This is a genomic window from Paenibacillus sp. NPDC058071, assembly GCF_042885235.1.
In the GTDB taxonomy this organism is placed as follows: Bacteria; Bacillota; Bacilli; order Paenibacillales; family Paenibacillaceae; genus Pristimantibacillus.
Window position 1 is genome coordinate 44,363 of sequence record NZ_JBHVSK010000024.1, and the last position, 25,838, is coordinate 70,200.

At 52.8% G+C, this 25,838-nt stretch carries 24 protein-coding genes; all 24 read left to right on the plus strand.

Annotated features, from left to right (window positions below; all coding sequences use genetic code 11):
• Positions 1 to 49 precede the first annotated feature (49 nt).
• The 24 genes from ACFVTB_RS26000 (at position 50) to cysK (ending at position 25,670) form a co-directional block, all read left to right on the plus strand.
• Positions 50 to 322 carry an HU family DNA-binding protein gene (locus ACFVTB_RS26000; protein WP_387756003.1) on the plus strand — a complete coding sequence of 91 codons (273 nt, stop codon included), beginning with the start codon at positions 50 to 52 and terminating at the stop codon, positions 320 to 322.
• Positions 323 to 326: 4 nt separating this feature from the next.
• Positions 327 to 599 (plus strand): RNA-binding S4 domain-containing protein, encoded by a 273-nt coding sequence (locus tag ACFVTB_RS26005; protein WP_387756005.1) that lies wholly within the window; start codon positions 327 to 329, stop codon positions 597 to 599.
• Positions 600 to 818: 219 nt separating this feature from the next.
• Positions 819 to 1,595, plus strand: a complete 777-nt coding sequence (locus ACFVTB_RS26010; protein WP_387756007.1) for a YciC family protein — start codon at positions 819 to 821, stop codon at positions 1,593 to 1,595.
• A 137-nt stretch (positions 1,596 to 1,732) separates the two neighbouring features.
• Positions 1,733 to 2,017, plus strand: a complete 285-nt coding sequence (gene yabP, locus ACFVTB_RS26015; protein WP_387756009.1) for a sporulation protein YabP — start codon at positions 1,733 to 1,735, stop codon at positions 2,015 to 2,017.
• Positions 2,014 to 2,646 (plus strand): spore cortex biosynthesis protein YabQ, encoded by a 633-nt coding sequence (gene yabQ / locus ACFVTB_RS26020; RefSeq protein WP_387756011.1) that lies wholly within the window; start codon positions 2,014 to 2,016, stop codon positions 2,644 to 2,646. Before yabP ends, yabQ begins: the two co-directional genes overlap by 4 nt.
• 59 nt (positions 2,647 to 2,705) lie before the next feature.
• Positions 2,706 to 3,011: an FtsB family cell division protein gene (locus ACFVTB_RS26025; protein ID WP_387756013.1), complete on the plus strand. Its 306-nt coding sequence runs from the start codon at positions 2,706 to 2,708 to the stop codon at positions 3,009 to 3,011.
• A gap of 105 nt (positions 3,012 to 3,116) precedes the next feature.
• Positions 3,117 to 3,617 carry a S1 domain-containing RNA-binding protein gene (locus ACFVTB_RS26030; RefSeq protein ID WP_387756015.1) on the plus strand — a complete coding sequence of 167 codons (501 nt, stop codon included), beginning with the start codon at positions 3,117 to 3,119 and terminating at the stop codon, positions 3,615 to 3,617.
• A 611-nt stretch (positions 3,618 to 4,228) separates the two neighbouring features.
• Positions 4,229 to 6,658, plus strand: coding sequence for a stage II sporulation protein E (spoIIE, locus tag ACFVTB_RS26035; protein ID WP_387756080.1), 2,430 nt, complete (start codon positions 4,229 to 4,231; stop codon positions 6,656 to 6,658).
• Between the two features lie 284 nt (positions 6,659 to 6,942).
• Positions 6,943 to 7,668: a hypothetical protein gene (locus ACFVTB_RS26040; RefSeq protein WP_387756017.1), complete on the plus strand. Its 726-nt coding sequence runs from the start codon at positions 6,943 to 6,945 to the stop codon at positions 7,666 to 7,668.
• Positions 7,652 to 8,566, plus strand: a complete 915-nt coding sequence (locus ACFVTB_RS26045; protein WP_387756019.1) for a protein kinase domain-containing protein — start codon at positions 7,652 to 7,654, stop codon at positions 8,564 to 8,566. Before ACFVTB_RS26040 ends, ACFVTB_RS26045 begins: the two co-directional genes overlap by 17 nt.
• Positions 8,567 to 8,647: 81 nt before the next feature.
• The gene (gene tilS / locus ACFVTB_RS26050; protein ID WP_387756021.1) at positions 8,648 to 10,078 is read left to right on the plus strand and encodes a tRNA lysidine(34) synthetase TilS; all 1,431 of its coding nucleotides are present in this window, start codon (positions 8,648 to 8,650) and stop codon (positions 10,076 to 10,078) included.
• Positions 10,079 to 10,130: 52 nt separating this feature from the next.
• The gene (hpt, locus tag ACFVTB_RS26055) at positions 10,131 to 10,670 is read left to right on the plus strand and encodes a hypoxanthine phosphoribosyltransferase (RefSeq protein ID WP_387756023.1); all 540 of its coding nucleotides are present in this window, start codon (positions 10,131 to 10,133) and stop codon (positions 10,668 to 10,670) included.
• Between the two features lie 122 nt (positions 10,671 to 10,792).
• Entirely contained in the window at positions 10,793 to 12,799 is a 2,007-nt protein-coding gene (gene ftsH / locus ACFVTB_RS26060; RefSeq protein WP_387756025.1) for an ATP-dependent zinc metalloprotease FtsH, read from the plus strand.
• 376 nt (positions 12,800 to 13,175) lie between these two features.
• Positions 13,176 to 14,186, plus strand: a complete 1,011-nt coding sequence (locus tag ACFVTB_RS26065; RefSeq protein WP_483875124.1) for a BMP family lipoprotein — start codon at positions 13,176 to 13,178, stop codon at positions 14,184 to 14,186.
• Between the two features lie 149 nt (positions 14,187 to 14,335).
• Positions 14,336 to 15,907 (plus strand): ABC transporter ATP-binding protein, encoded by a 1,572-nt coding sequence (locus ACFVTB_RS26070; RefSeq protein WP_387756029.1) that lies wholly within the window; start codon positions 14,336 to 14,338, stop codon positions 15,905 to 15,907.
• Complete coding sequence (locus tag ACFVTB_RS26075) at positions 15,879 to 16,967, plus strand: ABC transporter permease (RefSeq protein ID WP_387756031.1); 1,089 nt, start codon at positions 15,879 to 15,881, stop codon at positions 16,965 to 16,967. Before ACFVTB_RS26070 ends, ACFVTB_RS26075 begins: the two co-directional genes overlap by 29 nt.
• Positions 16,964 to 17,923, plus strand: a complete 960-nt coding sequence (locus ACFVTB_RS26080; protein WP_387756033.1) for an ABC transporter permease — start codon at positions 16,964 to 16,966, stop codon at positions 17,921 to 17,923. Before ACFVTB_RS26075 ends, ACFVTB_RS26080 begins: the two co-directional genes overlap by 4 nt.
• A 554-nt stretch (positions 17,924 to 18,477) precedes the next feature.
• Positions 18,478 to 19,416 (plus strand): quinolinate synthase NadA, encoded by a 939-nt coding sequence (gene nadA, locus ACFVTB_RS26085; RefSeq protein WP_387756035.1) that lies wholly within the window; start codon positions 18,478 to 18,480, stop codon positions 19,414 to 19,416.
• A gap of 42 nt (positions 19,417 to 19,458) precedes the next feature.
• Positions 19,459 to 21,075, plus strand: coding sequence for an L-aspartate oxidase (nadB, locus tag ACFVTB_RS26090; protein ID WP_387756037.1), 1,617 nt, complete (start codon positions 19,459 to 19,461; stop codon positions 21,073 to 21,075).
• Entirely contained in the window at positions 21,068 to 21,955 is an 888-nt protein-coding gene (nadC, locus tag ACFVTB_RS26095) for a carboxylating nicotinate-nucleotide diphosphorylase (protein WP_387756039.1), read from the plus strand. The genes nadB and nadC overlap by 8 nt, the downstream gene beginning before the upstream one ends.
• The gene (locus tag ACFVTB_RS26100) at positions 21,952 to 22,722 is read left to right on the plus strand and encodes a type III pantothenate kinase (RefSeq protein ID WP_387756041.1); all 771 of its coding nucleotides are present in this window, start codon (positions 21,952 to 21,954) and stop codon (positions 22,720 to 22,722) included. Before nadC ends, ACFVTB_RS26100 begins: the two co-directional genes overlap by 4 nt.
• Before the next feature lie 6 nt (positions 22,723 to 22,728).
• Complete coding sequence (gene hslO / locus ACFVTB_RS26105; RefSeq protein ID WP_387756043.1) at positions 22,729 to 23,628, plus strand: Hsp33 family molecular chaperone HslO; 900 nt, start codon at positions 22,729 to 22,731, stop codon at positions 23,626 to 23,628.
• 18 nt (positions 23,629 to 23,646) lie between these two features.
• On the plus strand, positions 23,647 to 24,612 hold the full coding sequence (locus tag ACFVTB_RS26110) for a peptidylprolyl isomerase (protein WP_387756045.1): 966 nt from the start codon (positions 23,647 to 23,649) through the stop codon (positions 24,610 to 24,612).
• A 119-nt stretch (positions 24,613 to 24,731) separates the two neighbouring features.
• The gene (gene cysK / locus ACFVTB_RS26115; RefSeq protein WP_387756047.1) at positions 24,732 to 25,670 is read left to right on the plus strand and encodes a cysteine synthase A; all 939 of its coding nucleotides are present in this window, start codon (positions 24,732 to 24,734) and stop codon (positions 25,668 to 25,670) included.
• Positions 25,671 to 25,838 lie beyond the last annotated feature (168 nt).

Below are 25,838 nucleotides of genomic sequence, written 5' to 3' on the forward strand. Positions count from 1 at the left end.
GAAACGCTCCGACGATGTTGGGCAATTGAATTTAGGAGGATAATTACAAATGAACAAAACAGATCTGATTAACAACATTGCAACAAAAAGCGGTTTGACTAAACGCGACGTTGAAGCGGTATTGAACGGCTTCCTTGGCGAAGTAACAGACGCTCTTGCAAGCGGCGATAAAGTACAATTGATCGGCTTCGGTACTTTCGAAACTCGCAAACGTTCCGGCCGCGTAGGTCGCAACCCGCAAACGGGTAAAGAAATTACGATCCCAGAATCGAAAGTTCCTGCATTCAAAGCAGGCAACAAGCTGAAAGACGCGATTAAGTAATTTCATGCGGTTAGATAAATTTTTGAAAGTATCCCGGCTGATCAAACGCCGCACGGTGGCGAAGGACGTGTCCGAGCAAGGGCGCGTCTGGATCAACGGCCGCGAAGCGAAAGCTAGCAGTGCTGTTAAAGTCGGGGACGAGCTCACGATCCAATACGGGCAAAAGAACGTCACCGTTCGTGTCGAACGGATTGCCGAGACCACCCGCAAGGATGAAGCCGGTGAGCTCTATACGCTGGTTAGGGAAGAACAGCGCCAGCGCGAAGAAGAATGGTAGAATAGATCACAGGAAGCCGCCTCGCAAACGATGGTTTGCCGGCGGTTTTTTTCGTTCAAAAGATCGAGAATATATGGTAAATTTGGTTCAAAACCAGAAACCGTAGAGTCAGTACGCAGCACGACGGCGGCGATCGCACACCATCCGCTTGGCTTCTAGCATTGAACAGCAAAGACTGTACTATCATTTCGGTTATTTCATTACACAAGGAGATAGTCTATGAAAATCATATCCGATTTGCCCGAGCTTCGCTTATCCGGGTGGGGCGTGCTGGGGAAGGCGTTCCGGCTGTTCGCGGGCAACGCGCTGCCCTTTTTATTAATGGCCGCCATTGTCGCGCTGCCGGTAGAGTTGCTCAAAAACTATTGGCTTTACACAACAGAGCGTGAGGGGACCTTCCTGACAGACAGCTCGACTGCCTTGTTTCTCTGTGTGCTGACGCCTATCGTAACGTTCTATTTGATCCACAAAATGAGAGACGGAAAAGCGAGCGTATGGTGCTCATTCGGATGGGGGCTACGCAGATGGCCTCGTATCGTACTCTACGGTTTCTTACAGTCCGTTATTACGTCCGCCGGCTTCCTTTTGCTTATTGTACCGGGATTATTTATGTTTGTTAGATTAATGCTGCTGCCGATCGTTGTGTCGGTTGAGAACACCTCCGTGGCTAATCCGCTGGAAACGAGCCGCAATATGGCGGTTGGCCAGTTTTGGCGTTATATCGGGTATGCAGTGGCTATATTGCTCTCAATTGGATTATTAACCTATGGGTTATACGATGTGGCATATCACTTTTTGAATGAGCATTGGATCATTATGGCTTTCGTTGATGCAGCAGCTGATTGGCTGATGTTGTTTTATACGGTGCTGCTAGTCGTCATTTATTTGAATGACCGCAAGGATCATGTAGTAGACGCTAGGCGTGAAGAACGGAAGATCGTGTATGTCAGCAACGAGAACAGGCTGGATCAGACACGGCAGCACAGCGTGGAATAAAAATCAGTGCTTGTCAAGCACTGATTACGGTTTTGAGCCGATAAAGTAGAAAGATTTGCGTTCTAAAGTTCGTCCATCCGCCATAGGCTTATCGTAAGCATAGCGATGCTTTCGAAGCGGACGGAGGGACGAGTCTAATGAATGATCCGATCAAAGGGCAGAAGCGGCAGGAAGTGAAGATGCTGAACCGCAAGCTGCTGGAAATTACCGGCGTATTAAATGTAGAAAGCTTCGACAGCGAAGAGTTTCTGCTGGATACGGAACTGGGCTTTCTCGCAATTAAAGGCCAAAATTTGCATATTAAGCATCTCACCTTGGAGCAAGGGCTAATCGCCATCGAAGGCTACGTCCATTCACTCGCCTATTTGGACGGTAATGCCGGGGGCAAAACCAAAGGATTGTTCGGGAAGCTGTTCAAGTGACGTTAAGCATGCAATGGCTGACCATGGGGATGATGCTGCTGTCCGGCATCGGCATGGGCGTCGTATTCGACGGTTACCGCGTCGTCTCAAACGAGCTTCGGTTTCCGAAGTGGTGGCTGCCCGTGCTGGATATGGTATATTGGCTGGCCTCTGCGCTTATTATCTTCCGGGTCCTGTACGCGAGCAACAACGGCGAGGTTCGCGCGTATGTTTTTCTGGGCTTGGTTATCGGGGTTGCCAGTTATTACTGGCTATTCAGCAAAGCGGTTATCGCGATCGTCAAATGGTTGATCATTGCCATCCGCGCCTGCGTTCGATTTCTGCTGAAATGTATCGACATGCTGATCATAAAACCGGTACTTCTGCTCTATAAATTGGTCAGAGTAATTATTGGATTTGGTTCCGCACTCACTATTTTCCTATTAAAAGTTGTGATACAATTAATACGTCCGTTCTGGCTGCTTCTTGCATTTGTAACGCGCCCGCTTGTCAAACCGCTTGTGCGGCGGCTTGGGCCATATGTGGAGCGAATGCAGCTTGCGGAACGAGGGCGTCATTTGTTGAAAACAGCCATTAAAGGTTGGACAGGCTTGAAACGATGGTTCACTTTCAACAGAAAGCAACCGTAGAGGAAACGAACGAATAGACGGCGAGGCCGTCTCATATAAATAGAAGGGGGTATAAGACGATGAGTTCAGCGGCAGCAAGCAAATCAAGCGCAGGCACCAAGCGCCGAATCCGGATATGGGGAATGTGCCTTGTTCTGTTTCTCTGCTGGGCGGCTTATACCTTTTTCGGACAAATGGAACAGCAAGGCAAGCTGGAAATTCGATTAACCGCCGTACAGCAACAGCTGGAAGAAACGACGAAAACGGCCAAAGGGCTGCAGCTGCAGATCGATCAATTGAACGATCCGGAATATATCGAACAGCTGGCTACGAAGGAGCAAGGGATGGTCAAGAAGGGCGAACGGTCGATTCAAGTCATTAAATAGACGCTGGAATAGGGTGAACGTCTGTTGACCTTCCTTTAACGGTTCGGTTATAATCACGGTAGTGAGGCTATTTAGCAAATATTTTAGGGAGGAACATTTTATTTTATGGCAATTGAAGTGGGCGCCAAGTTAGAGGGCAAAGTGACAGGCATTACGCATTTCGGGGCATTCGTCGACTTGTCGGGAGGTGTCACAGGGCTCGTTCACATCTCGGAAATTGCCGATAACTACGTCAAAGACGTGAAGGATCACCTGAAAATTGATGACATCGTCAAAGTAAAAGTGATCAACGTGGATAAAGACGGAAAAATCGGACTTTCTATCAAACAGGCAGTAGATCGGCCAGAGGGCCAACTGCCGCCGCAACGCGAGCCGCGTCAAGGCGGAGGAGGCGGAGAACGCTTCAACCGTGGCGGAGGCGGAGGCGGGGGGCAAGATCGTGGCGGACGTCCCTTCAATAAGCAATCGTCTGGCAGGCCGGCGTTCGGCAAACCGTCATTCGAGGATAAAGTGTCGCGCTTCTTGAAAGACAGCGAAGAACGCATCTCCTCTCTGAAGAAGAATACCGAAGGCAAACGCGGTGGACGCGGTGCCAAGCGGGTTTAATTTCCATCTCTAATATAAAAGCAGAACCTAACGGTTCTGCTTTTTTTGATGCCATTATGCTTCGAACGCACATCTTCCTTCGATACCGGTTTCGATCGGCGGCGGATTCGCCGTCATGCCTTGTCGCATCTTCGCCTTGCAAGCTGAATGTCATTCGCTCTGGAAGACCGATTTTACGCCGAGGCAGCCGTTTTTATACCCTCCTGTTGGTGCGCAGCGTCGAATTCATCCCCTAAACCGCATTGTCGCAAAAAAAGTTTTCTCTGTTCCTCCTTCATTCCCGACAGCAGGCGTGTTTCTTTCGTCAATCGTTTCGTCGTTCCGGCGACGGTTTTTGTTGAACGGCGATACGGGCGCATAGTCCCGGAAAGGCTTATCTCCCTTGTTGGGCCAAGGCTTTGCGCGTTCGCGGGGGCCTCTTCGCTGGCGGCCCATTTTGTCGGAAAAAACTTATGACCCGGTCTACGATAAATGACAAACTTTTATATGGACAACCTCCTATAATGGGTGAACACAATATTATCGGAATGGTGGTGTCGTGAAAGGTGGAGAAGAACGTTGTAGTATTCCCTGGAGTGGGGGGCAAGAACGAGGGAAAGGCGAGAGCGGCAATGCGCAAGGTGAAGGAGTGGACGGCGTCCCGCAGGACGCTGCAGCTCGTGCTGGCGAAAAAGTGGACGTTCCTGCTGGTTGCGGTTGGTTTTTTGCTCGGACGAGCCGTCATTCTCGAAACGTTGATGCCTTTTGCGGCTGCATACTTCGCGGTCATCTATTTTCTTCGCCGGGACACGTACGCTTGGGTAGCTGTCTCGCTTGTTGCCGGCAGCTGGTTTGCGGTTACGCCTGCGCCAATGTGGATTGCTATGGAAATCGCCGCACTGTTTTTGCTGTTCAAAGGATTGGAAGCGTATGAGAAGGCTGAGCTTTCAACGGCGCCGATACTTGTTTTCGCCGCGACGCTTGTCGTGCAGCTCTTTTCATTGTTCACGCAGGATGCGGTATCGTGGTACAACTTTATGATGGCTGTCGTGGAGGCCGCGCTCGGCTTCGTGTTGACGCTTGTTTTTATTCAAGCGATTCCGGTCTTTACGATGTCTAAAAAAACGGCTTCGCTCAAAAACGAAGAGATCATCTGCCTGATGATTATGTTGGCATCAGTTATGACGGGAACTGTTGGATGGGCAGTCTACGATATGACGGCGGTTAACGTGCTCTCTCGCTACATGCTGGTGCTGTTCGCATTAGCCGGCGGCGCACCGCTCGGCGCTTCGGTGGGCGTCATTGCCGGACTTATCCTGAGCTTGGCCGATTTGTCGGCAATCGTGCAAATGAGTCTGCTCGCTTTCGCCGGCTTGCTCGCCGGTCTGCTGCGCGACGGAGGGAAGCTTGGTGCGGCGTTCGGTATGCTGCTCGGCACGTCCATTCTGGCGATCTATGTAGGCAGCCAGCAGGATGTCATGGCTTCGACCTGGGAATCGGTTGCTGCTGCAACGCTGCTGCTGCTCACGCCTCGCGAGATGATCCGCACGATCGCCAGATATGTGCCGGGCACGAACGAGCATGCCAAATCGCAGCATGATTATGCGAAGCGTGTTCGGGAGGCGACGGCGCAGCGTGTGGCTCAATACTCGGAGGTGTTTCGCCAGCTATCGAGCAGCTTCGGCCAGTTCAGCGGCGCTGCGGTTGCTTTGAAGCATGAAGAAGAACTTGGGAATATGATGACTGCGGTTGCGGAGCGCAGCTGCGTGAATTGCCACCGACAAACCGCTTGTTGGGAAAATAAATATTATCAGACGCACACCATGATGGCCGATATGCTGAAAAAGGTGGAGGAAGGACGGGTTCCGGCCTCGAAATCGATGCCGCGCGCTTGGGTTTCCCACTGCTTGAAAACATCCGAGGTGCTGAATGTGATGGAGCAGCAGTACGAGCTATATCGAAATAATATGCATTGGAAAAAGCAAATATTCGACTCCCGTCAGCTTGTAGCCGATCAATTGTCGGGTGTTTCTCAGGTGATGGAGGATTTGGCGAGTGAAATTAAGCGGGAGGGCCAGACGCTGCATTTGCAGGAGGAACAAATACGGGAAGCGCTGGAAGGGATGGGGCTGTCGATACAGGAAATCGAAATAATCAATCTGGAGGAGGGAAATGTAGAGATCGAGCTGTATCATCATTTTCATAAAGGATATAACGAATGCCGGAAAATTATAGCGCCGCTGCTCTCTGATATATTGGGCGAGCATATTGCCGTGAAGTCGGAGCGGCCGCCGGAAAAAGGCGGGGAGCCAACGCTGGTCGTTTTCGGTTCGGCCAAGGAATACGAGATCGAGACCGGTATTGCCGGGGTAGCCAAGGGAGGCGACCTGCTGTCGGGAGACAGCTTTACGATGACGGAGCTCGGCAACGGCAAGTTCGCCGTCGCTATCAGCGACGGCATGGGGAACGGCGAGCGAGCGCGACAGGAGAGCAGCGCCGCTTTAACGATTTTGCAGCAACTGCTGCAGTCGGGGATGGATGAGAAGCTGGCCGTTAAATCGGTCAATTCGATCTTGCTGCTCCGTTCCTCGGACGAGGTGTTCGCCACGATTGATCTGGCGATTATCGATTTGTACACGGCGAGAACGATGTTCATGAAGATCGGATCTACTCCGAGCTTTATTAAGCGGGGCAATGAGGTGCTTCATGTCACAGCCAACAATTTGCCGATCGGCATCCTTCAAGAGATCGACGTCGATCTAATCTCCATGCAGCTTCAGCCCGGGGATACGCTCATTTTGATGAGCGACGGCATTTACGACGCGCCGGGGCACGCCGTCAATAAGGAGATGTGGATGAAACGGATTATCCACGATATGAAGAGCGATGATCCGCAAGAGATGGCTGATATGCTGCTGGAGCTGGTCGTGCGTCATCATAAGGGTGAAATTATCGACGATATGACCGTGCTTGTTGCGCGTGTCGATAAGCATATGCCTGAGTGGGCATCTTTCCGCTGGCCCGGACTATCCAGGTTGGAGCGTCCGCGCACCGTAAGCTAGCCGGGAGGAAGAGAAGGGATGATCCTGACTGGGTTGTCGTTGTCGTGTCGTGTAGTCGTGTTGTCGTGGAGTCTGCTAGAGGGGCTGCTGCCCCTCTTTTTTTATGCCGACTGCATAGAAAGGGCAAAACGTCCGAATATATTGATAGAGCGGTTTAACCGCCTGTTTGGCTTGAAATAAGCCTTGAGTTCTATTAAAAATCTCATATTCTCTTGGTCTCGTTCGTTTAACCCTTCTAACATCCGGCAAAACTAATAGAGATACGGTTAGGAGGGACAGCGAATATGAAGCAAATTTTATTGATTACGGACGGTTGTTCGAATGTAGGCCTAAGTCCGGTTGTGGCGGCCGCCCATGCAAAAGCTGAAGGCATCGCGCTCAATGTAGTCGGCATACTCGATTATGGCGATGTAGGAGAGCTGGGGGCGGCGGAGATTGAGGAAATCGCCCGCGCCGGCGGCGGATTAAGCAGGCTGGTCAATATGCGGCAGCTGTCGCAGACGGTGCAGATGATGACGCGCAAGACGGCGGTGCAGACGATCCAGCTGGCCGTTCAGAAAGAGCTAAAGCAGGTGCTTGGCAATGGCTCAATCGAGGCGCTGCCGCCAGAGAAACGAAGTGAGGTCGTTCGCGTGATCGACGAGCTGGGGGAGACCTCGAAGCTGCAGGTAGCTTTGCTAATCGACGCCAGCGCCAGCATGAAGCCGAAGCTGCGCTCGGTGGAAGAGGCGATTCATGATTTGATGCTAAGTCTTCAAGCCAGACAGGGCGTTAGCGAAATTGCGGTATTCCACTTTCCGAGCTCGAAGTATGGAGACGATTGCATGATGGATCTCGATTGGACCGCTAATCTGACCGGCGCGCAGTCGATTTTTCCAAAGCTGCAAATGAGCGGAACAACCCCGACGGGGCCGGCAATTATGCAGGTCGTTGATTTTTACCGGCGAGGGGATTATGGTAGGAAGAACAAGGATGAAACGGATGGGATGATGAGTGACTACGTCGTTTAAAATGGGCCTCCGCCGCGGCATGACGGTAACGGGAAAATGGAAACAGAATCGTTACCGGGTGGAGCGGCTGCTAGGGGAGGGCGCGAACGGTAAGGTTTATCTCGTGCAGAAGGACCGCGCTTGGTATGCGATGAAGATTGGCGCCGACGCGGTCGACCTGCAGTCCGAGATTAACGTGCTTCAAGCGCTGGCCAAACAAGGGAAGCGGGGCGTGGAGCCGTTTCTTTACGATGTGGACGATTTGCAAGGACCAGACGGACGGGAGTATCCTTTCTATATAATGCGTTACGTCAGAGGAACGACATTGTCGGGCTATTTGAATGAGAACGGTCCGGAGTGGTTTCCTCTGCTCGGTCTGAATCTGCTGGGCAAGCTGGCTGAGCTGCATGGTAAAGGGTGGGTATTCGGCGATTTGAAGGTCGAGAATGTACTCGTTGCGGATTACGGTTACGTGGAGCTTGTCGATTATGGCGGCGTGACCGCAGCGGGCAAGAGCATTCGCCAGTTTACCGAAATTTATGATCGGGGCTATTGGAACGCAGGTACCCGGTCGGCGGATGCGAAGTACGATCTGTTCTCATTCGGCGTCTTATGCTTGCAGTTGCTTGAGCCCAAGAAGCTTCAACTGCTTACGGCAGGTCTGCCGCAGAACCGCTCGTCCGAAGAGCTGCTGCAGGTAGCGGCAAGCAGCCCGCAGCTTGCGCCGGTATCAGGCTGGCTGCGGCAGGCGTTCAGCGGCCAGTTCGGCGACGCGGCCGAAGGGGCTGAAGCTTGGCGGCTGCTGATGCATCGCCGGGAGACGAGGCGATCGGGCGGCGATACGCCGGTTTGGCTGAAAGGGCTGGCCGCTGTATCGGCAGTAATGCTTGGCGTCTCGATATACTGGCTGCTCCGTTAAGCGGACGGCTTTTGCGGCTATCGGCACAGAGACGTCATGTTCGGAAGAAAAACGAATGAACCTAAGGAGATACCTATTGTTATGGAGACGGGAGACAGGCTGCTTTTTGAAATGGCGAGAGCCGCGAAGCAGGATGAGCTTTGGAAGCGGGGGGACAGAATAGTGGTCGCTGTATCGGGCGGGCCCGATTCGATGGCGCTGCTGCATTTGTTCTCCCGTCTGGCAGGAGAAGAGGAACTGACGATTCTTGCTGCGCACGTGAATCATGGCTTTCGCAAAGAGGAGTCGGCCTTGGAAGCAGAAATGGTTCGAACGTATACGGCGGAGCTTGGCATACCGTTCGAGATGACGGTCTTGGACATGCCGGCTTATATTGAGGAAACCGGAATGAACCCTTCAGCCGCCTCGAGAGAGCGCCGTTACGCTTTTCTCCACGAGGCGGCCGAGCGCTTCGGAGCGGACTCGATTGCGTTGGCCCATCACGCCGACGATCAGGCCGAGACGATCATGATGAGGCTGCTGAGAGGAACGGGACTCACGGGGCTGGCGGGCATGCAGACGAGGCGGCGGGAAAAAAACGTGGAACTTATTCGCCCTCTGCTTCGTATGAACAAGTCAGACATTACGGGTTATTGCGAGCGACACGGGGTTCCTTTCTGTATCGACAGCAGCAATAACGAAAGATATTACTTCCGGAATGTCATACGGCTGGACGTGCTTCCTTACTTGAGCGAATTCAATCCTCAATTGTCCCGTTCGCTGCGCAGGCTTGCGGAAGTGGCGGGAGAAGAGGACGACTGGATGGAGCGGCAAGCGGAGGCGCAGTTTGCGGAGCTTGTAGCGTCTTCCCCCGGCGAATGCAAGGTCGACACCGCTTCTTTGACCGCTCTGCACGTCGCTTTACAAAGGAGATTGATTAAACTAATATTAAATTATCTTTCTAATGAAGAGGATATCGCTTCTTTCGAGATGATCGAGACGATTCGTCTAGCCGCCTCGCCGGAATCGCCCAGCACCTGGAAGCAGGATATCGGCTTTGGTCTTCGCTGCATTCGCGAATATGATGAAATGCGCTGGACATGCGTACAACCGAAGGGCAGCGATGAGCAGGTGACAGAAGGCGGTCTGATCGTAATTCCGGAGAGTTCGCGCTTCGAAACCGTTGCGGCAGGCGACTGCCGGCTGACGTTCGAGCGACGGAACAACGGAGACGTTCAGCGGCCGAAAGGACGGGACGAGGCGTTGTTCGACGCATCGCAGCTCGTATTTCCATTGCGTGTACGGGGCAGAGAGCCCGGCGATCGAATTTCCGTATTAGGACTAAACGGTTCGAAAAAAGTGCAAGATATGTTCGTTGACGTTAAGCTCGCTCCATCTCGGCGAGACGACTATCCGCTTGTATTCGACGCGGAAGGGCGGCTGCTATGGATTCCGGGCATTCGAAGATCCGACCATGCGCTTGCCGACCCGGAAACGAAGGACTTCCTGTTCATTCGATTGGAAAACGAATAAGAAGCACTGTTATACTCATAATTATAAGTATTGGTGTAGGGGGATTTTCATTTTGCTTAACGACATTCAGGAAGTGCTTTTCGATGAAGAACAGATCAGGTCCAAAGTAAAGGAACTGGGCGAGACGCTCAGCACCGACTTTGAAGGGCGGAATCCGCTTGTTATTTGCGTCCTGAAAGGCGCCTTTATTTTTATGTCGGACCTTGTTAAGGCGATGCCGATTCCGCTTGAGATCGATTTTATGGCGGTTTCCAGCTATGGCCAATCGACCAAGTCATCCGGCGTTGTCAAAATTATTAAGGACCTTGACGCCAGCGTCGAAGGACGTGACGTTCTCATCGTTGAAGATATTATCGACAGCGGTTTGACGCTCAGCTACCTGATTGATGTCCTGGAGCGCCGCAACGCGAAATCGGTAACGGTCGCAACCTTGTTCGACAAACCGGCAAGACGCTCGGTCGACTTGGAAGCCGATTACACCGGATTTACGCTTCCGGATGCCTTTGTGGTGGGCTATGGACTTGATTATGCGGAGAAATACCGCAATCTGCCGTTCATTGGCGTGCTGAAGCCGGAAGTTTATCAGAAATAACCGATAAAACGTTGCCGAAATAAAGCATTAACCGGCATGCCTCCCCTTCGTCTTAAGCTCTATTGAGATGGAAAGTCATGCTATGGTAAAATATTAGGAGCGTCTTGAGAGGAGGTAGGGGGATGAATCGGATCTTCCGTAATACTGCATTTTATTTGATCATCTTTTTGGTGACTGTCGGGATTATTCAGTTTATCAGCAATTCAAATACTTCTACCGTTGAAATTCGTTACGATGAGCTCCGTACGGCGATCAGCCAGGATAACATTCAGGAACTCACCGTAAAATATGACGGTTATACTTATTTAGTTACTGGTAAATATAAAGCAGCGCCGGCGGGGGCGAAAAGCGAAGAGCTTGCGTTCACAACGAGAGTCGGCCTTGATGTGGGCGAGCAATTAATTGCGGCCCAGGATCAACTCAAGTTTCACTTGAATTTTAAGCCGATGGATCAGCCGAGCATGTGGCTGACGCTGTTGACGTCCATTATTCCGTTTATCATTATTTTTGTCCTGTTCTTCTTCTTGATGAATCAAGCGCAGGGCGGCGGCGGCAAAGTGATGAACTTTGGCAAAAGCCGTGCACGCTTGTACAACGAAGAGAAGAAACGGATCACGTTCGAGGACGTGGCGGGCGCCGACGAAGAGAAGCAAGAGCTTGTCGAGGTCGTCGACTTCCTGAAGGATCCTCGCAAATTCAATCTTGTCGGAGCGCGCATTCCGAAAGGCGTGTTGCTTAACGGCCCTCCAGGTACCGGTAAAACGTTGCTGGCTCGCGCAGTAGCGGGCGAAGCAGGCGTTCCGTTCTTCAGCATTTCCGGTTCGGACTTTGTCGAGATGTTCGTCGGTGTCGGCGCATCCCGCGTCCGCGACTTGTTCGAGAACGCGAAGAAGAACGCTCCATGTATCATTTTCATTGACGAGATCGACGCGGTCGGCCGTCAGCGCGGCGCCGGACTCGGCGGCGGGCATGACGAGCGCGAGCAAACGCTCAACCAGTTGCTCGTCGAAATGGACGGCTTTGGCGAAAATGAAGGCATCATTATCATTGCCGCAACGAACCGTCCGGACATTCTGGACCCGGCCTTGCTTCGACCGGGCCGCTTCGACCGTCAGATTACGGTCGACCGTCCAGATGTGAAAGGCCGCGAAGCGGTACTGAAAGTACACGCTCGCAACAAGCCGCTTGATAAAGACGTGAAGCTTGACGTTATCGCCAAGCGCACGACCGGCTTTACCGGCGCCGATCTGGAGAATCTGCTCAACGAAGCAGCGCTTCTGGCGGCTCGCCGCAATAAGAAAGATATCGCGATGCAAGAGGTCGATGAAGCGATCGACCGCGTTATCGTCGGTACCCAGAAGAAGAGTCGCGTCATCAGCGATCGTGAGAAGCGCATCGTCGCTTATCACGAAGCGGGTCACACCATTATCGGCTACTTCCTGGAGCATGCTGATACGGTGCATAAGGTAACGATCATCCCGCGCGGACGCGCAGGCGGTTATGTGATTATGCTTCCGAAGGAAGATCGCATGCTTGTAACGAAGCAAGAGCTGCTCGACAAAGTAACCGGCTTGCTCGGCGGCCGTGTCGCCGAAGAATTGTTTATCGGCGAGATCGGCACCGGCGCTTACAGCGACTTTAAACAAGCGACGGGTATCGTCCGCAGCATGATTATGGAATACGGCATGAGCGAGAAGCTCGGTCCGATGCAGTTCGGCACGTCGCAAGGCCAAGTGTTCCTTGGACGCGACATTGGCCACGAGCAGAACTACTCCGATTCGATCGCTTATGAGATCGATCAGGAGATGCAGCGTTACATCAACGAAAGCTACGAGCGCGCGAAGAAGCTCCTGACGGAGAAGAGCAAGGAAGTGCATATTATTGCACAGACGCTGCTTAGCGAAGAAACGCTTGAGCTTGAGCAAATCAAACGTCTGATCGAGACCGGCTCGCTGGACGGTGAACCGTCTGAGGGCGGCCAATCCGAATCGACCGTGTCGGAACCGATTATTGATACAATCGGCGGCGTTACGGTACGCATCGGTAAGCATGATGCTGGCGATATCGAGCCACCGGCGCTCGATGAGAAAAAATCTGAGGACGATGACGGATCGAATAAACCATCCTAATCTCCCGAATATAGAACAGTCCTGCAAGGATATCTTGCAGGACTGTTTTTTGTTTTTGACGGACTGTATCGTGAGGCTTGGTATGAGCCGGATCTTAAGCGAATGGGATTTTGAAAACGCTTTAATTATTAGTTTTGTGTTAGACAAACTTACTCTAATCGCTGAATCCTATAGTATATGTATCATTAACATAACATATTCTTTTGAAATCAGAACTATTCAATGATTTTATGTTATATATACTAACATAAAATCATTGATGTTTTGAATATTCAGATTATAATAGAGAGAAGAGATTGGCAGCCGAGCGTTTCCTGCATGCTTCTTGATCCGGCCCGGCCAGAACGACCAATTATTCAGTAGGGGAGAATGGTTGATGAGAAAATGGGGTTTGGTTCTTTCGGTCTTAGTTGCTGCTGCGCTTGTCCTGTCCGCGTGCGGAGAAGGCAGCAAGAAAGGAGCAGGCGCAGATTTTAAAATCGGTCTGGTGACAGATGTAGGCGGCATTGACGACAAGTCTTTCAATCAAAGCGCGTGGGACGGCTTGGAGCGGGTCAAGAAGGATACGGGAGCGGCCACAAAGTTTTTGGAGAGCAAGGGTGAAGCTGATATGGAGCCGAACCTCAACAACTTCGTCAAAGAGGGCTACAGCTTGACCTGGGGCATCGGATTTTTGTTTCAGGACGCGATGACGAAAGTGGCCAAGCAAAATCCGGACGCGAAGCTGGCGCTGATCGATAACGAAATCGATTTGCCTAATGTCAGTTCCGTTATGTTTGCCGAGAACGAAGGCGCCTTTCTGGTTGGCGTTGTTGCCGGCCTGATGACCAAGTCCGGCAAAATCGGCTTCGTCGGCGGCATGGATATTCCGGTCATTCATCGCTTCGACGCAGGCTTCGAGGCGGGGATTAAAGCGGTCAACCCGAATGCCGAGATTCTCAAAAACTACGTCGGCGAGTTCATGCGGCCCGACCTTGGCAAGCAAGCCGCTGCAACGCTCTATGACAATGGCGCGGATATTGTTTTCCAAGCGGCAGGCAATTCCGGCACGGGCGTGTTCAACGAGGCGAGAGAGCGCAAAGACGCCGGTAAGGATGTATGGGTAATAGGCGTTGATAAAGATCAATCGATCGACTTTGGCGACGACATTACACTGACTTCGATGATGAAGGGTGTAGAGCAAGCCGTATACAAAGTGTCCAAAGACTTTATGGACGGCAATTTCGAAGGCGGCAAGGTTGTAACGCTCGGCTTGAAGGACGATGGCGTCGGTCTTCCGCAGGAAAATAAAAACGTGCCGGAGGATGTTCTGAAGAAAGTCGATGAATACAAACAGAAAATCATTAAAGGCGAGATCGTGGTTCCGACTGCTCCGGCAGGAAAATAAAAATCCGAACGGCGGAAACGTCTGGCAAGACCGGCTGATGCCGGTCTTGTTCTTCGTTAAGGGCATCTATCGGCAGAATGCAGGGAGCTTGATGGACGGGATAGTTACCCTTGACGTGCTTAAATACTGATCAAAGGGACGGTGACGGCATGAACCGGATTGAAACGGCGGTGGAGCTTAAGGCGATTACGAAGCGGTTTCCGGGGCTGATCGCAAACGATGCCATCGATTTTGTGCTGAAAAAAGGGGAGATTCACGCGCTGCTGGGAGAAAACGGGGCGGGCAAATCGACGCTCATGAATATTTTATTCGGCTTGTACCAGCCGGATGAAGGAGAGATTTGGATTAACGGTAAGAAGGTCGTCATTGAAGGAGCCCGTTATGCGATTGAGCTTGGCATCGGCATGGTTCATCAGCATTTCAAGCTGGTTCAGCCGTTTACCGTTGCAGAAAATATTGTGCTAGGCTCCGAGCCTCGCAAAGGAATGTTTATCGACTATCGATCGACCAATGAAAGAGTTCGAAGCATTTCAGAGCAATACGGTTTGAAGGTCGACCCGGAGGTTCGGGTCAAAGATATTACAGTCGGGATGCAGCAAAGGGTGGAAATATTGAAGACGCTGTATCGGGGAGCGGAAATTCTTATCTTCGACGAGCCGACGGCTGTACTGACGGTGCAAGAAATTGAGGAGCTGATGGTCATCCTCCGCAGCTTGGCGGACGAAGGCAAGTCGATCATCCTCATTACTCATAAATTGAAGGAAGTATTGACGCTTGCTGATACGGTGACCGTCATCCGCCGAGGAAAAGTGGTCCGTACGCTTCCCGCCGAGGGCGCTGACGAGCGCGTGCTGGCGGAGCTCATGGTCGGCAGGGACGTCCATTTCGAGGCGAGAAAGGGGGAGCGCCCGCCGGGTGGTGTGGTGCTCTCCGTAAACGGCCTGCGGATGAAGGACGACCGCGGCAAGCCAGTCTTGGATGGGGTTAGCCTCGAGATTCGAACAGGCGAGGTGCTTGGCATTGCAGGTGTGGATGGCAACGGCCAAAGCGAGCTGGTACAGGCTATTACGGGAATGCTTCCTGTGAGCGGCGGTTCGGTCAAGCTGAATGGACAGGACATCACCAACAAGACTCCTCGCCAAATCTCGGCGGCGGGCGTCAGCCACATTCCAGAGGATCGGCATAAACACGGTTTAGTGCTCGATTTTACGCTTAGCGAGAATATGATTCTCGGCCAGTATTACGAGCCGCAGTTCGGCAAATACGGTCTCATCGATTTTAAAGCGAGGGATGCGGTTGCCAGCCGTCTTGCGGAGGAGTTTGACGTGCGCGGTTCTGGAATCGAGGCGAAGGCCCGCTCGTTATCGGGCGGCAACCAGCAGAAAGCGATTATTGCCCGGGAGATATCTCGCAACCCGGATCTGCTTATCGCGGTTCAGCCGACGCGCGGTTTGGATATTGGCGCCATTGAATTTGTTCACAGCCGTCTCATGGAAGCGAGAAACGAAGGCAAAGCCATTTTACTCATCTCATTTGAACTCGATGAGCTGTATGCGCTGTCCGACCGCATCGCGGTCTTGTTCGAAGGTCGGATGACGGGCGAAGTAGACGCGAATGTGCGAGACGACCAGAAGCTCGGCTATATGATGACTTGCAGCCACGAACTCCCCGAAGGAAAGGGGGAAGAACGGAATGGGGTTTCTGCGCAAAGCGTTCAATAAGCCGTCGCTGCTCGTTCCTGCCGTATCTATTGTGCTCGGCTTAATATGCGGCGCTATTGCGATGCTGGCGGGCGGCTACGATCCGCTCCTTGCCTATATGTCGCTCGTGAAGAAGGTGTTCGGAAGCGCCTATAACATCGGCGAGACGATTCGCGCGATAACGCCGCTCCTTTTTACCGGCGCGGCGATCGCTTTCGCCTTTCGCACCGGTCTGTTCAACATCGGAGCGGAAGGGCAGTTTATTATGGGCATGACCGGGGCAACGATTGTCGGTGTGACGCTGCAGCTTCCTTGGTTCATTCATTTGCCGCTGGCTGTAATGGCAGGAGGGCTGTTCGGCGGGTTATGGGCTGCGATCGCCGGTTATTTGAAAGCGAATCGGGGCGTCAACGAAGTCATTTCCTCGATTATGCTCAACTGGATTGCGCTCTTCCTGTCTAATTTCATTGTAGCTAAGTTTCTCGTTCTGAAGGGCGAGCAGAAATCCCGGCCGATTCATGAATCAGCCAGCGCTAAGATTAAGTTCTTATCGGAAGCGATGGATCACGCACGCGTTCATTGGGGAATCGTCATCGCGATTATCGTCATTGTCGTCTTTTATTTCTTGCTGTGGCGGTCAAAGCGGGGCTATGAGCTGCGCGCGGTTGGCCATAATCCGAACGCCGCTCTGTACGCGGGTATCAATGTGAAGAAGACGATCGTGAAGTCGATGTTCATCAGCGGCATTTTCGCCGGGCTCGGCGGGGCATTCGAGACGCTTGGCGTCTTTGGCAATCAATTGGTTTCTGCGGGCATGCCGGGCTACGGCTTCGACGGCATCGCAGTGGCGCTGATCGGCGGCAATACGCCGGTCGGGGTGCTGCTGGGAGCGATGCTGTTAGGAGGCTTAAATTACGGCGCGGCGGGCATGAGCTTTGGTGCCGATGTGCCGACGGAGGTTGTCCGCATTGTCATCGGCTCCATCATCTTTTTTGTCGCATCGCACGGACTGGTGATCTTCTTCTTAAAGCCACTCCTGAAAAGGCGGGCAGACAAGCGCGAAGGAGGCGGCACGGTATGAACGCTCTTGAAATTATAGGACAGCTTCTGAATATTACACTCGTTTTCTCGACCGCACTTATCTTCACGGCGCTCGGCGGCGTGTTCTCGGAGCGTTCTGGCGTTATTAATATCGGGCTGGAGGGCTTGATGGTATCGGGCGCTTTTGCGGCCGCCGTCGTAACCGAGTATGCCATCCAAGGCGGTCTTGGCAAATCGGCGCCGTGGCTCGGGCTAGTTGCGGCGATGGTATTCGGTCTCCTGTTCTCGCTGCTGCATGCCGTTTCGACCATTACTTTCAAGGCTGACCAGACGGTAGTCGGCGTTGTTATTAACATTTTAGCGCTCGGCCTTGCCGTCTACTTGACGAAAAACCTGTTCTCCTCCGGTCAAACGCCGACGCTGAAATATGTGTTCAAAAAATGGGAGATTCCCTATTTATCCGACATTCCGCTGCTGGGCAAGGGACTATTCACCGCTTATCCGACGACGTATCTCGTTATCATTGCGGTTGCAATCAGCTATGTCGTGCTGTATAAAACACCATTCGGTTTGCGCCTTCGGGCAGTAGGCGAGCATCCGAGCTCGGCTGATACGGTCGGCATTAACGTGACAAAATATCGCTATATCGGCGTGATGCTCAGCGGCATTCTGGCTGGCCTTGGCGGAGCGACCATGACGCTGACGACGACGAGCAGCTTTGCGCACAATACGATATCGGGCCAAGGGTTTATTGCGATCGCCGCCGTTATTTTCGGCAAATGGAATCCGCTTGGGGTAGCAGGAGCAGCCATTTTCTTCGGCTTTGCACAGGCGCTGCGCAATTTCGCCCAGCTGTTTGATTGGGCGTCGCAAATTCCAAATGAGTTTTTCTACATGCTGCCCTATGTTCTCACACTGCTTGTGCTGGCGGGTGCGGTCGGCCGTTCCTCCGCTCCTGCGGCGCTGGGCGAGCCTTACGATCCTGCCAAACGGTAACGGTAGGCGTAGGCCGCCGCCAGCTTAGGCAGAGACATTACAATCATAGGAGCTGTGATCTCGCGAAAGAGGAGCGAAACATCGATTGCTATCCTCTCAAGAGGAACTCGCCCGACAACGGGTGAGTCTTCTTGAGAGGATGGCTTTTATTTTGGAAGAAGCATTCAAGACGATAATCAGTATTAGACAGAAAAAGAGAGAACATCGAAGGGGCAAAGGAATTGCAGAGAGATTCTTGAGAACGATCACAGTCGCCTTTAAGGCCTGTTTGCTGCTGCAAATCTGACCCAGTTTATACGCATAACGTCATATAAAGAAGGCTGGCCTAGCAAATGACGAAAAAAATGCGAAATGGTGACGGAAGTTTGACAATTCACGCATTGACAGCGCCTTCTGCCTGGAGTAAATTAAACCTTAACAAATGAATTCTAATAATTGTTCTAATCTTACGGCGCTAATCTCGACAATGTTTGTGCTTCATTTCACAAAGTCGGGATCAAGCCTTACTTCGGAATGGGCTGTGGCCCAATCCCTCATAAGAGGAGAGGATCTACGTGGAAGCACTGGCACTGGAACGCAAGGCGGAACAAAACCGTGAGTTGCGCGAACGGCTAATGCAATTGAAGAAAGAACGCAACGCTATTATTTTGGCTCATTATTATCAACGCGATGAAATACAGGAGGTAGCGGATTTCCGCGGCGACTCTTTCTTGCTTGCGCAGAAAGCGGCGCAAACGGACGCCGAGGTTATCGTTTTTTGCGGCGTTCATTTTATGGGCGAGAGCGCGAAAATTCTTGCGCCGAACAAAACAGTTATCATTCCCGACGAACGGGCCGGCTGCCCGATGGCGGACATGGTCAACGTAGACGGCTTGCGCAAGCTGAAAGCGCAGCATCCGAACGCTACTGTCGTTACTTATATTAACTCTTCAGCAGAAATTAAAGCGGAGACCGATATTTGCTGTACGTCGGCTAACGCGCTTAATGTTGTCAATTCGGTCGAAGGCGACGAAGTGATCTGGGTGCCGGACAAAAACCTGGGCCACTATGTGCAGCAGAATACCGACAAGAAGATGATTATTTGGGAAGGCTACTGCAACACTCACGATATGTTGACAGTGAAAGACGTTGAAGAGATGAAGGCGAAGTACCCGAATGCGCAGTTTGTCGTCCATCCGGAATGCCGTCCGGAAGTCGTAGCGCTTGGCGATTTTGTCGGCAGTACAACGGCTATTATTAAATATTGCAAAGAATCCGACTGCCAGGAATTTATCGTCGGTACGGAAGACGGAACCGGCTATCAGCTTCGTCTCGACAGCCCGAACAAGTCGTTCCATTTTGCGTCGAAATATTTGGTTTGCCCGAACATGAAAGTCAACAACTTGAAGAAGCTGGTCAAAGCTCTGGAGACGATGCAGCCACAAATCTATGTGCCGCCTCATGTTGCCGATCAAGCCCGCAAGTCTTTGGAGCGTATGTTACTCGTTAAATAGGAGGAGCATGCGCTACTCCTATGCCTGGAGGCGCCATCTACTATGATTCCCAGATATTTAGTCGATCTTACACTGGACGATCTTCCGGTAGTCGAAAAAGACGTAATTATAATTGGGGCCGGCATTGCCGGTCTTTTTACCGCTTTGCGCTCGAGCGAGAGCGGCAGTTCCGTATTGATGATCACGAAAAAGTCGTTGTTGGATAGCAATACCCGCTACGCGCAGGGCGGCATTGCCGCCGTATTTTCCGAGGACGATTCGCCTGAGTACCATCGTCAGGACACACTGATTGCCGGGGCGGGACTATGCTCCGACGAAGCGGTCAGCGTTCTTGTGCACGAGGGTCCGCAAGGCGTCGACCATCTCATTCATATGGGTACTGTCTTTGACGTGGAGAACGGCGAATATGCACTGACGAAGGAAGGCGCCCACAGCCAGCGGCGAATCCTGCATGCGAATGGCGACGCGACCGGCTACGAAATTGTGCGCGCGCTGTCGGAGAAGGCGGTAGCCGATCCGAATATCGAGGTATGGGACGAGCATTTCGCCATCGATCTGGTGACGCAGGACGGCGTCTGCTGCGGGGCGATTGTTCAGAAGCCCGACGGCGGACGTTTATTCGTCCGAGGCAAGGCGACGGTGCTTTGCTCCGGCGGAGCCGGACAGCTGTACCGTTATACGACCAATCCTGATGTTGCGACCGGTGACGGCATTGCAATGGCTTATCGCGCAGGCGCCTATATTCAGGACGTTGAATTTATTCAATTTCACCCGACCTCCCTTTGTTACCCGGGCGCTCCTCGCTTCCTCATATCGGAAGCGGTACGCGGAGAAGGGGCTGTGCTGCGCAATACGAATGGCGAGCGTTTCATGGAACGATATCATCCGCAGCTTGAGCTGGCGCCCCGCGACGTTGTAGCGCGCGCGATCGTGAGCGAGATGGAGGAGACGAAGTCGACCTATGTCTATCTCGATGTGACGCATGAATCACCAGACATGATCAAGCATCGTTTTCCGAATATATACGAGTTTTGTCTGCAATATGGACTCGACCTGACGACGGATTGGATTCCGGTCGCTCCGGCTGCCCATTATATGATGGGCGGAGTCAAAACTGATTTGAACGGGGAAACCAACATAAGCAGGCTGTTTGCTTGCGGAGAGGCTTCCTCGACCGGCGTGCATGGCGCGAACCGGCTGGCGAGCAATTCCTTGTCCGAAGCGATCGTCTTCGGCAAGCGGATCGTAGACGCGATCAATTTGCTGCCGCCGCTTGATGTGGAGCCTGTCATCCATCTGGATGAGCATCCTGCCGGACCACCGATGCAGGCTGTAGTTGAGAAAAGGCTGAAGCTGCAAAAGGTGATGGTCCGCTACGTCGGCTTGCGGCGCGATGCAAAAGGGCTCGAGAAAGGATTGGAGGAGCTGCGCAGACAACTGCCGATCTTCCAGTCGGAGCTGACGAAGCGCGAGGAGTTCGAGTTTGCGAACTTGCTCACCTGCGCGCTGCTGACGACCGAGGCGGCGCTGCGCCGTGAAGAAAGCCGGGGCGCTCACGCCCGCGAGGATTTCCCTGCGCGCAATGACGAGGTTTGGCAAAAGCATACCGTCCTGCATCGTTTGCATGGGATAACAGAGGAGCGAATCGTCTATGTTTGAAACGGCGTTTAACGGATATAATGAAGCTTTGCGAAGTCAAATCCGCCACTGGCTGACGGAGGACATCGGCAATGGCGATATTACAACAGCTTCGACGATCCCTGCCGGATCGCAGTCGAAAGCGGTTATTCACGTCAAAGAAAGCGGCGTAGTAGCCGGCTTGCCGGTAGCTCAGCTCGTCTTTGAAGTGGTCGATCCGTCGCTGCGCTTCGAAGCTAAGGTGAAGGACGGCTACCGCGTTGAGAAAGGAACGGTCATCGCCGTTGTGGAGGGCGGCACGCACAGCTTGCTGACGGGCGAGCGGCTTGCTCTTAACCTGATGCAGCGGATGTCCGGCATCGCGACAAAGACAAGCGCTTTTGTCGAAGCGCTGGCAGGACTGCCGGTCCGTCTCGTTGATACGCGCAAGACGACGCCTGGCCATCGCCAGTTGGAGAAATATGCGGTTCGTGTAGGAGGCGGAGCGAACCATCGCTTCGGTTTATATGACGCCGTCATGATAAAAGATAATCATATTAAAGGCGCGGGCGGCATTACCGCTGCCGTGCAGGCGGCCCGCGCCCATATTCCGCATACGATGAAAATCGAAGTAGAGACCGAATCTTTCGACCAAATCGAAGAAGCTCTAGCCTGCGGAGCGGACATTATTATGCTCGACAATATGTCTGCACCGCAAATGACGGAGGCGGTTGCTCGCATTAAGGCGCATTCGCCGCATGTGATTGTGGAAGCATCGGGCAATGTGCGTCTCGATACCGTTCGCGGCATCGCTGAATGCGGCGTGGACGTTATCTCGGTCGGCGGCTTGACCTATTCGTTCCAATCGCTGGACATCAGCCTGGATTTGAATGAAAAGAAAGGAGGAACGACAACGGCATGATTTTGGTCATCGATGTAGGCAATACGAATATCGTGCTTGGCGTATACAAGGGCAAAGAGCTGCAGTACCATTGGCGATTGAGCACGAACCGTTCGGCGACGGTGGATGAGTACGGCATGAACATTCACAATCTGTTTCATTACGCGAATATCCGGTTTGAGCAAATCGAAGGCGTTATCATCTCTTCGGTCGTTCCTCCGCTGACGCCGACACTGGAGCAGCTTTGCCGCAAATATTTGCGCAAAACTCCGCTTATGGTTGGCCCTGGCATTAAGACCGGCTTGAACATCCGTTACGAGAATCCGCGCGAGGTGGGCGCCGACCGCATCGTCAATGCTGTTGCAGGTATCGAGAAGTATGGTTCCCCGCTTATTATCGTTGATTTCGGAACGGCAACGACGTTCGATTATATTGACGCCGGAAGCAATTACTTGGGCGGAGCCATCGTGCCGGGCATCGGCATTTCTACCGAAGCGCTTTACCAGCGGGCGGCGAAGCTGCCGCGGATCGAGCTGGTGAAGCCGAAGAGCGTGATCGGGCGCAATCCCGTCACTTCTATGCAAGCCGGCATCATTTACGGCTATGCTGGTCAGGTGGACGGAATCGTCAAGCGGATTCGCAGTGAATTTAACGTGAGCCCGCGCGTAATCGCAACAGGCGGTTTGGCGGAGTTAATCAGCTCAGAATCGGAAACGATAGAGACAGTCGATTCCCTCCTTACACTGGAAGGTCTTCGAATTATATATGAACGCAATCAGGAGGTTTAGATCGAAATGGAGCAATTAAAGGATGTGCTCGTTCGAGGCACGGCCTGGGGCGGCAAAATCCGCGTCTTCGCGGTTCGTACGACTGAGCTTGTACGCGAGCTTCAGCGTCGGCATAATACGCTGCCGACTGCTACGGCAGCGCTTGGACGGACAGCTACCGCCGGTGCGATTATGGGTGCGATGCTGAAGGGCGAAGAGAAGCTGACCGTACAGGTGAAGGGCAATGGCCCGATTGGACAAATCGTAGTAGACGCTAATGCGAACGGAGAAGTGCGCGGTTATGTCGACAACCCGGAAGTACTGCTTCCAAGCAATGCCGAAGGGAAAATCGATGTCGCTGGCGGCGTCGGGCGCGAAGGCTATTTACATATTATTAAAGACCTTGGCCTGAAAGACCCGTACCGCGGCAGTGTTCCGCTTATTTCGGGCGAGCTGGGTGAAGATTTCACCTATTATTTTGCACTGTCCGAGCAAACGCCTTCGGCTGTCGGCCTTGGCGTGCTGGTCGACGCGGACGGAACCGTCATTCATGCCGGGGGCTTCATTGTGCAATTGCTGCCGGGCCTGACGGATGCGGAAATTACGAGGCTGGAACAAGCGGTAGGCTCAATGCCGCATGTGACGTCCCTGCTGGATCAAGGGGAGTCGCCGGAAGGTATTTTGCGCCGGGTGGTCGGCGACGACTTGACCATTCACGATCAAATGGACATCCGATTTCAATGCAAGTGCTCGCGCGATCGCGTGTTGCAAACGCTCGTCAGCTTAGGCGAATCGGAACTGCAACAACTGATTGAAGACGACGGGGAAGCGGAAATCGTGTGCCATTTTTGCAACGAAGCGTATACATTCGACCGAGCACAACTGGAGCAATTGCTCGAACAAGCGAGACCGAAGCCGATCCAATAAAACGGGGGCAGTAGGGCTATGAATAGATTTGGCGTATTAAAAACGGTTATCGTCTTGCAGGCGGTATGCATGATCGTGCTTAGCGTCGTAGTGATCGTTAAGCTGTATCCGTTTGGCGGAGGTCCGGACGGGCGTAATTCTGATTCGGGAGCAGCCGCTCATACGGAAGGCGACGGAGAAGACGAAGATGGCGCAAGCGTTGCGGCTATTGTCGGGGGAATCCCGATCTTGACCAGTGAATTGGAAGGACTGCTTCGCGAGCAGTACGGCGATGCGGTGCTGCGGACGATGATGGTGCACAAGGCAATCGACCTGGAGGCGGAAAACCGCCGGCTCGAGGTGCCGACCGAGGAACAGGGGCGGGAGCTTGCTGCGATGATCGAGGGCTACGAGAGTGAAGAAGCGTTTTATCATGTCATGAAAGAACAGCTTGGCATGAGCAAGGAACAGGTCCTGGAGGACTTGAGATACCGACTGCTGCTGGAGAAGATCGCCGTTCTGTCCGTCGATGTGTCCGATTCCGACGTTGAAATCTATATTGTCGAGCATCCCGAGCTGTTCGCTTCCCAGCTGCAGCTGGGGCTGCAATGGATCGTGACGGATACGTCCCGTGAGTCCGAAATCGTGCTGGAGATGCTGGAGAGCGGGGAAGACTTTGCCGCCGTCGCCAAAACGTATTCGACGGACGACTTTACTTCTGATGCGGGCGGAGAGCTTGGTCTCATTGATTCTGACGATCCTTTCTATAATGAAGAAATGCTGGATACCGCGAGCAGGCTGCAGCCGGGAGAAATGGCCGGACCGATTCGAGTGGACGGCGGTTATGCCGTCATTCGGCTCAAGGAGCGGCAGAAAACGGCCGGTTTAACCGGCATCCATCTGCATGATGAGGCCCGCAAACAGCTGGCGCTGTCACGCGCAAAGCCTATGCGGCAAATTGAAGATGAATTGCTTGCTAAATATGATGCCGTCAAGAAGGGCTAGCCCCCTGAATTGACGCGCATCTTTTTTTATTTAGGGTTATTGACAACCACTACCAGCATTGTTAATATGGAATTAGCAAATACCAACTTAATTAGTCGGAATAAGGAGGATTTTATACTATGGCTAGAATTGTACAAAACGTAACGGAACTGATCGGGGATACGCCGCTTGTTCGTCTGAATCGTCTCGTGCCGGAAGACAGCGCGGAAATTTACGTAAAGCTGGAGTACCAAAACCCGGGCGCCAGCGTGAAAGACCGCATTGCGATTAGCATGATCGAAGTGGCGGAGCAAGAAGGACGCTTGAAACCGGGCGACACGATCGTCGAGCCTACAAGCGGCAACACCGGTATCGGCCTTGCGTTGGTAGCGGCAGCTAAAGGATACAAAGCCATTCTCGTTATGCCGGAGACGATGAGCATTGAGCGCCGCAACCTGCTTCGCGCTTACGGTGCGGAACTCGTTCTGACGCCGGGCTCGGAAGGCATGAACGGCGCTGTACGCAAAGCGGAAGAATTGGCGAAAGAAAATCCAAGCTACTTTATCCCGCAACAATTCAAAAACCAAGCCAATGTTAAAGTCCACCGCGAAACGACCGGTCCAGAAATCGTAGAAGCGATTAATTCCCTCGACGGCAAGCTGGACGCATTCATTTCCGGCATCGGAACCGGAGGCACGATCAGCGGCGCAGGCGAAGTACTGAAGAAGAACTTCCCGGACATTAAAGTCTATGCCGTAGAACCGGCTGCATCGCCATTGTTGTCTGGCGGTCAACCTGGACCTCATAAAATCCAAGGTATCGGCGCCAATTTCGTGCCGGATATTTTGAACCGCGAAATTTATGACGGCGTTATTACCGTCGAGAACGAGGAAGCGTTCGAATACGCTCGCCGTTCCGCGAAAGAAGAAGGCATTCTGGTGGGCATCTCCTCCGGCGCTGCCATCTTCGCTGCTCTGAAAGTAGCGAAAGAGCTGGGCAAAGGCAAGCGCGTCGTTGCGGTTGTGCCTTCGAACGGTGAACGTTACCTGTCCACACCGCTGTTTAACTTCGAGAACTAATTTATCATCCTATCGAACAGCCTTTCGTTCCGCCGTCTTGGCGGAGCGAGAGGCTGTTCTTGCCTGTTCGGAGTGGACAGTATCACAGACGCTTTAGCAACATTGGCAACATTGGCATTACGGGGCCGTCCATCTTTTCTTTTGCCTCTTAGTTTTGTATACTTAGCA

Bases quoted from the DNA above. Each gene is read 5' to 3' on its own strand.
- ACFVTB_RS26000 (WP_387756003.1), top strand. From the start codon at position 50: ATGAACAAAACAGATCTGATTAACAACATTGCAACAAAAAGCGGTTTG.
- ACFVTB_RS26005 (WP_387756005.1), top strand. From the start codon at position 327: ATGCGGTTAGATAAATTTTTGAAAGTATCCCGGCTGATCAAACGCCGC.
- ACFVTB_RS26010 (WP_387756007.1), top strand. From the start codon at position 819: ATGAAAATCATATCCGATTTGCCCGAGCTTCGCTTATCCGGGTGGGGC.
- yabP (WP_387756009.1), top strand. From the start codon at position 1,733: ATGAATGATCCGATCAAAGGGCAGAAGCGGCAGGAAGTGAAGATGCTG.
- ACFVTB_RS26025 (WP_387756013.1), top strand. From the start codon at position 2,706: ATGAGTTCAGCGGCAGCAAGCAAATCAAGCGCAGGCACCAAGCGCCGA.
- ACFVTB_RS26030 (WP_387756015.1), top strand. From the start codon at position 3,117: ATGGCAATTGAAGTGGGCGCCAAGTTAGAGGGCAAAGTGACAGGCATT.
- spoIIE (WP_387756080.1), top strand. From the start codon at position 4,229: ATGCGCAAGGTGAAGGAGTGGACGGCGTCCCGCAGGACGCTGCAGCTC.
- ACFVTB_RS26040 (WP_387756017.1), top strand. From the start codon at position 6,943: ATGAAGCAAATTTTATTGATTACGGACGGTTGTTCGAATGTAGGCCTA.
- tilS (WP_387756021.1), top strand. From the start codon at position 8,648: ATGGAGACGGGAGACAGGCTGCTTTTTGAAATGGCGAGAGCCGCGAAG.
- ftsH (WP_387756025.1), top strand. From the start codon at position 10,793: ATGAATCGGATCTTCCGTAATACTGCATTTTATTTGATCATCTTTTTG.
- ACFVTB_RS26065 (WP_483875124.1), top strand. From the start codon at position 13,176: ATGAGAAAATGGGGTTTGGTTCTTTCGGTCTTAGTTGCTGCTGCGCTT.
- ACFVTB_RS26070 (WP_387756029.1), top strand. From the start codon at position 14,336: ATGAACCGGATTGAAACGGCGGTGGAGCTTAAGGCGATTACGAAGCGG.
- ACFVTB_RS26075 (WP_387756031.1), top strand. From the start codon at position 15,879: ATGGGGTTTCTGCGCAAAGCGTTCAATAAGCCGTCGCTGCTCGTTCCT.
- ACFVTB_RS26080 (WP_387756033.1), top strand. From the start codon at position 16,964: ATGAACGCTCTTGAAATTATAGGACAGCTTCTGAATATTACACTCGTT.
- nadB (WP_387756037.1), top strand. From the start codon at position 19,459: ATGATTCCCAGATATTTAGTCGATCTTACACTGGACGATCTTCCGGTA.
- nadC (WP_387756039.1), top strand. From the start codon at position 21,068: ATGTTTGAAACGGCGTTTAACGGATATAATGAAGCTTTGCGAAGTCAA.
- ACFVTB_RS26100 (WP_387756041.1), top strand. From the start codon at position 21,952: ATGATTTTGGTCATCGATGTAGGCAATACGAATATCGTGCTTGGCGTA.
- hslO (WP_387756043.1), top strand. From the start codon at position 22,729: ATGGAGCAATTAAAGGATGTGCTCGTTCGAGGCACGGCCTGGGGCGGC.
- ACFVTB_RS26110 (WP_387756045.1), top strand. From the start codon at position 23,647: ATGAATAGATTTGGCGTATTAAAAACGGTTATCGTCTTGCAGGCGGTA.
- cysK (WP_387756047.1), top strand. From the start codon at position 24,732: ATGGCTAGAATTGTACAAAACGTAACGGAACTGATCGGGGATACGCCG.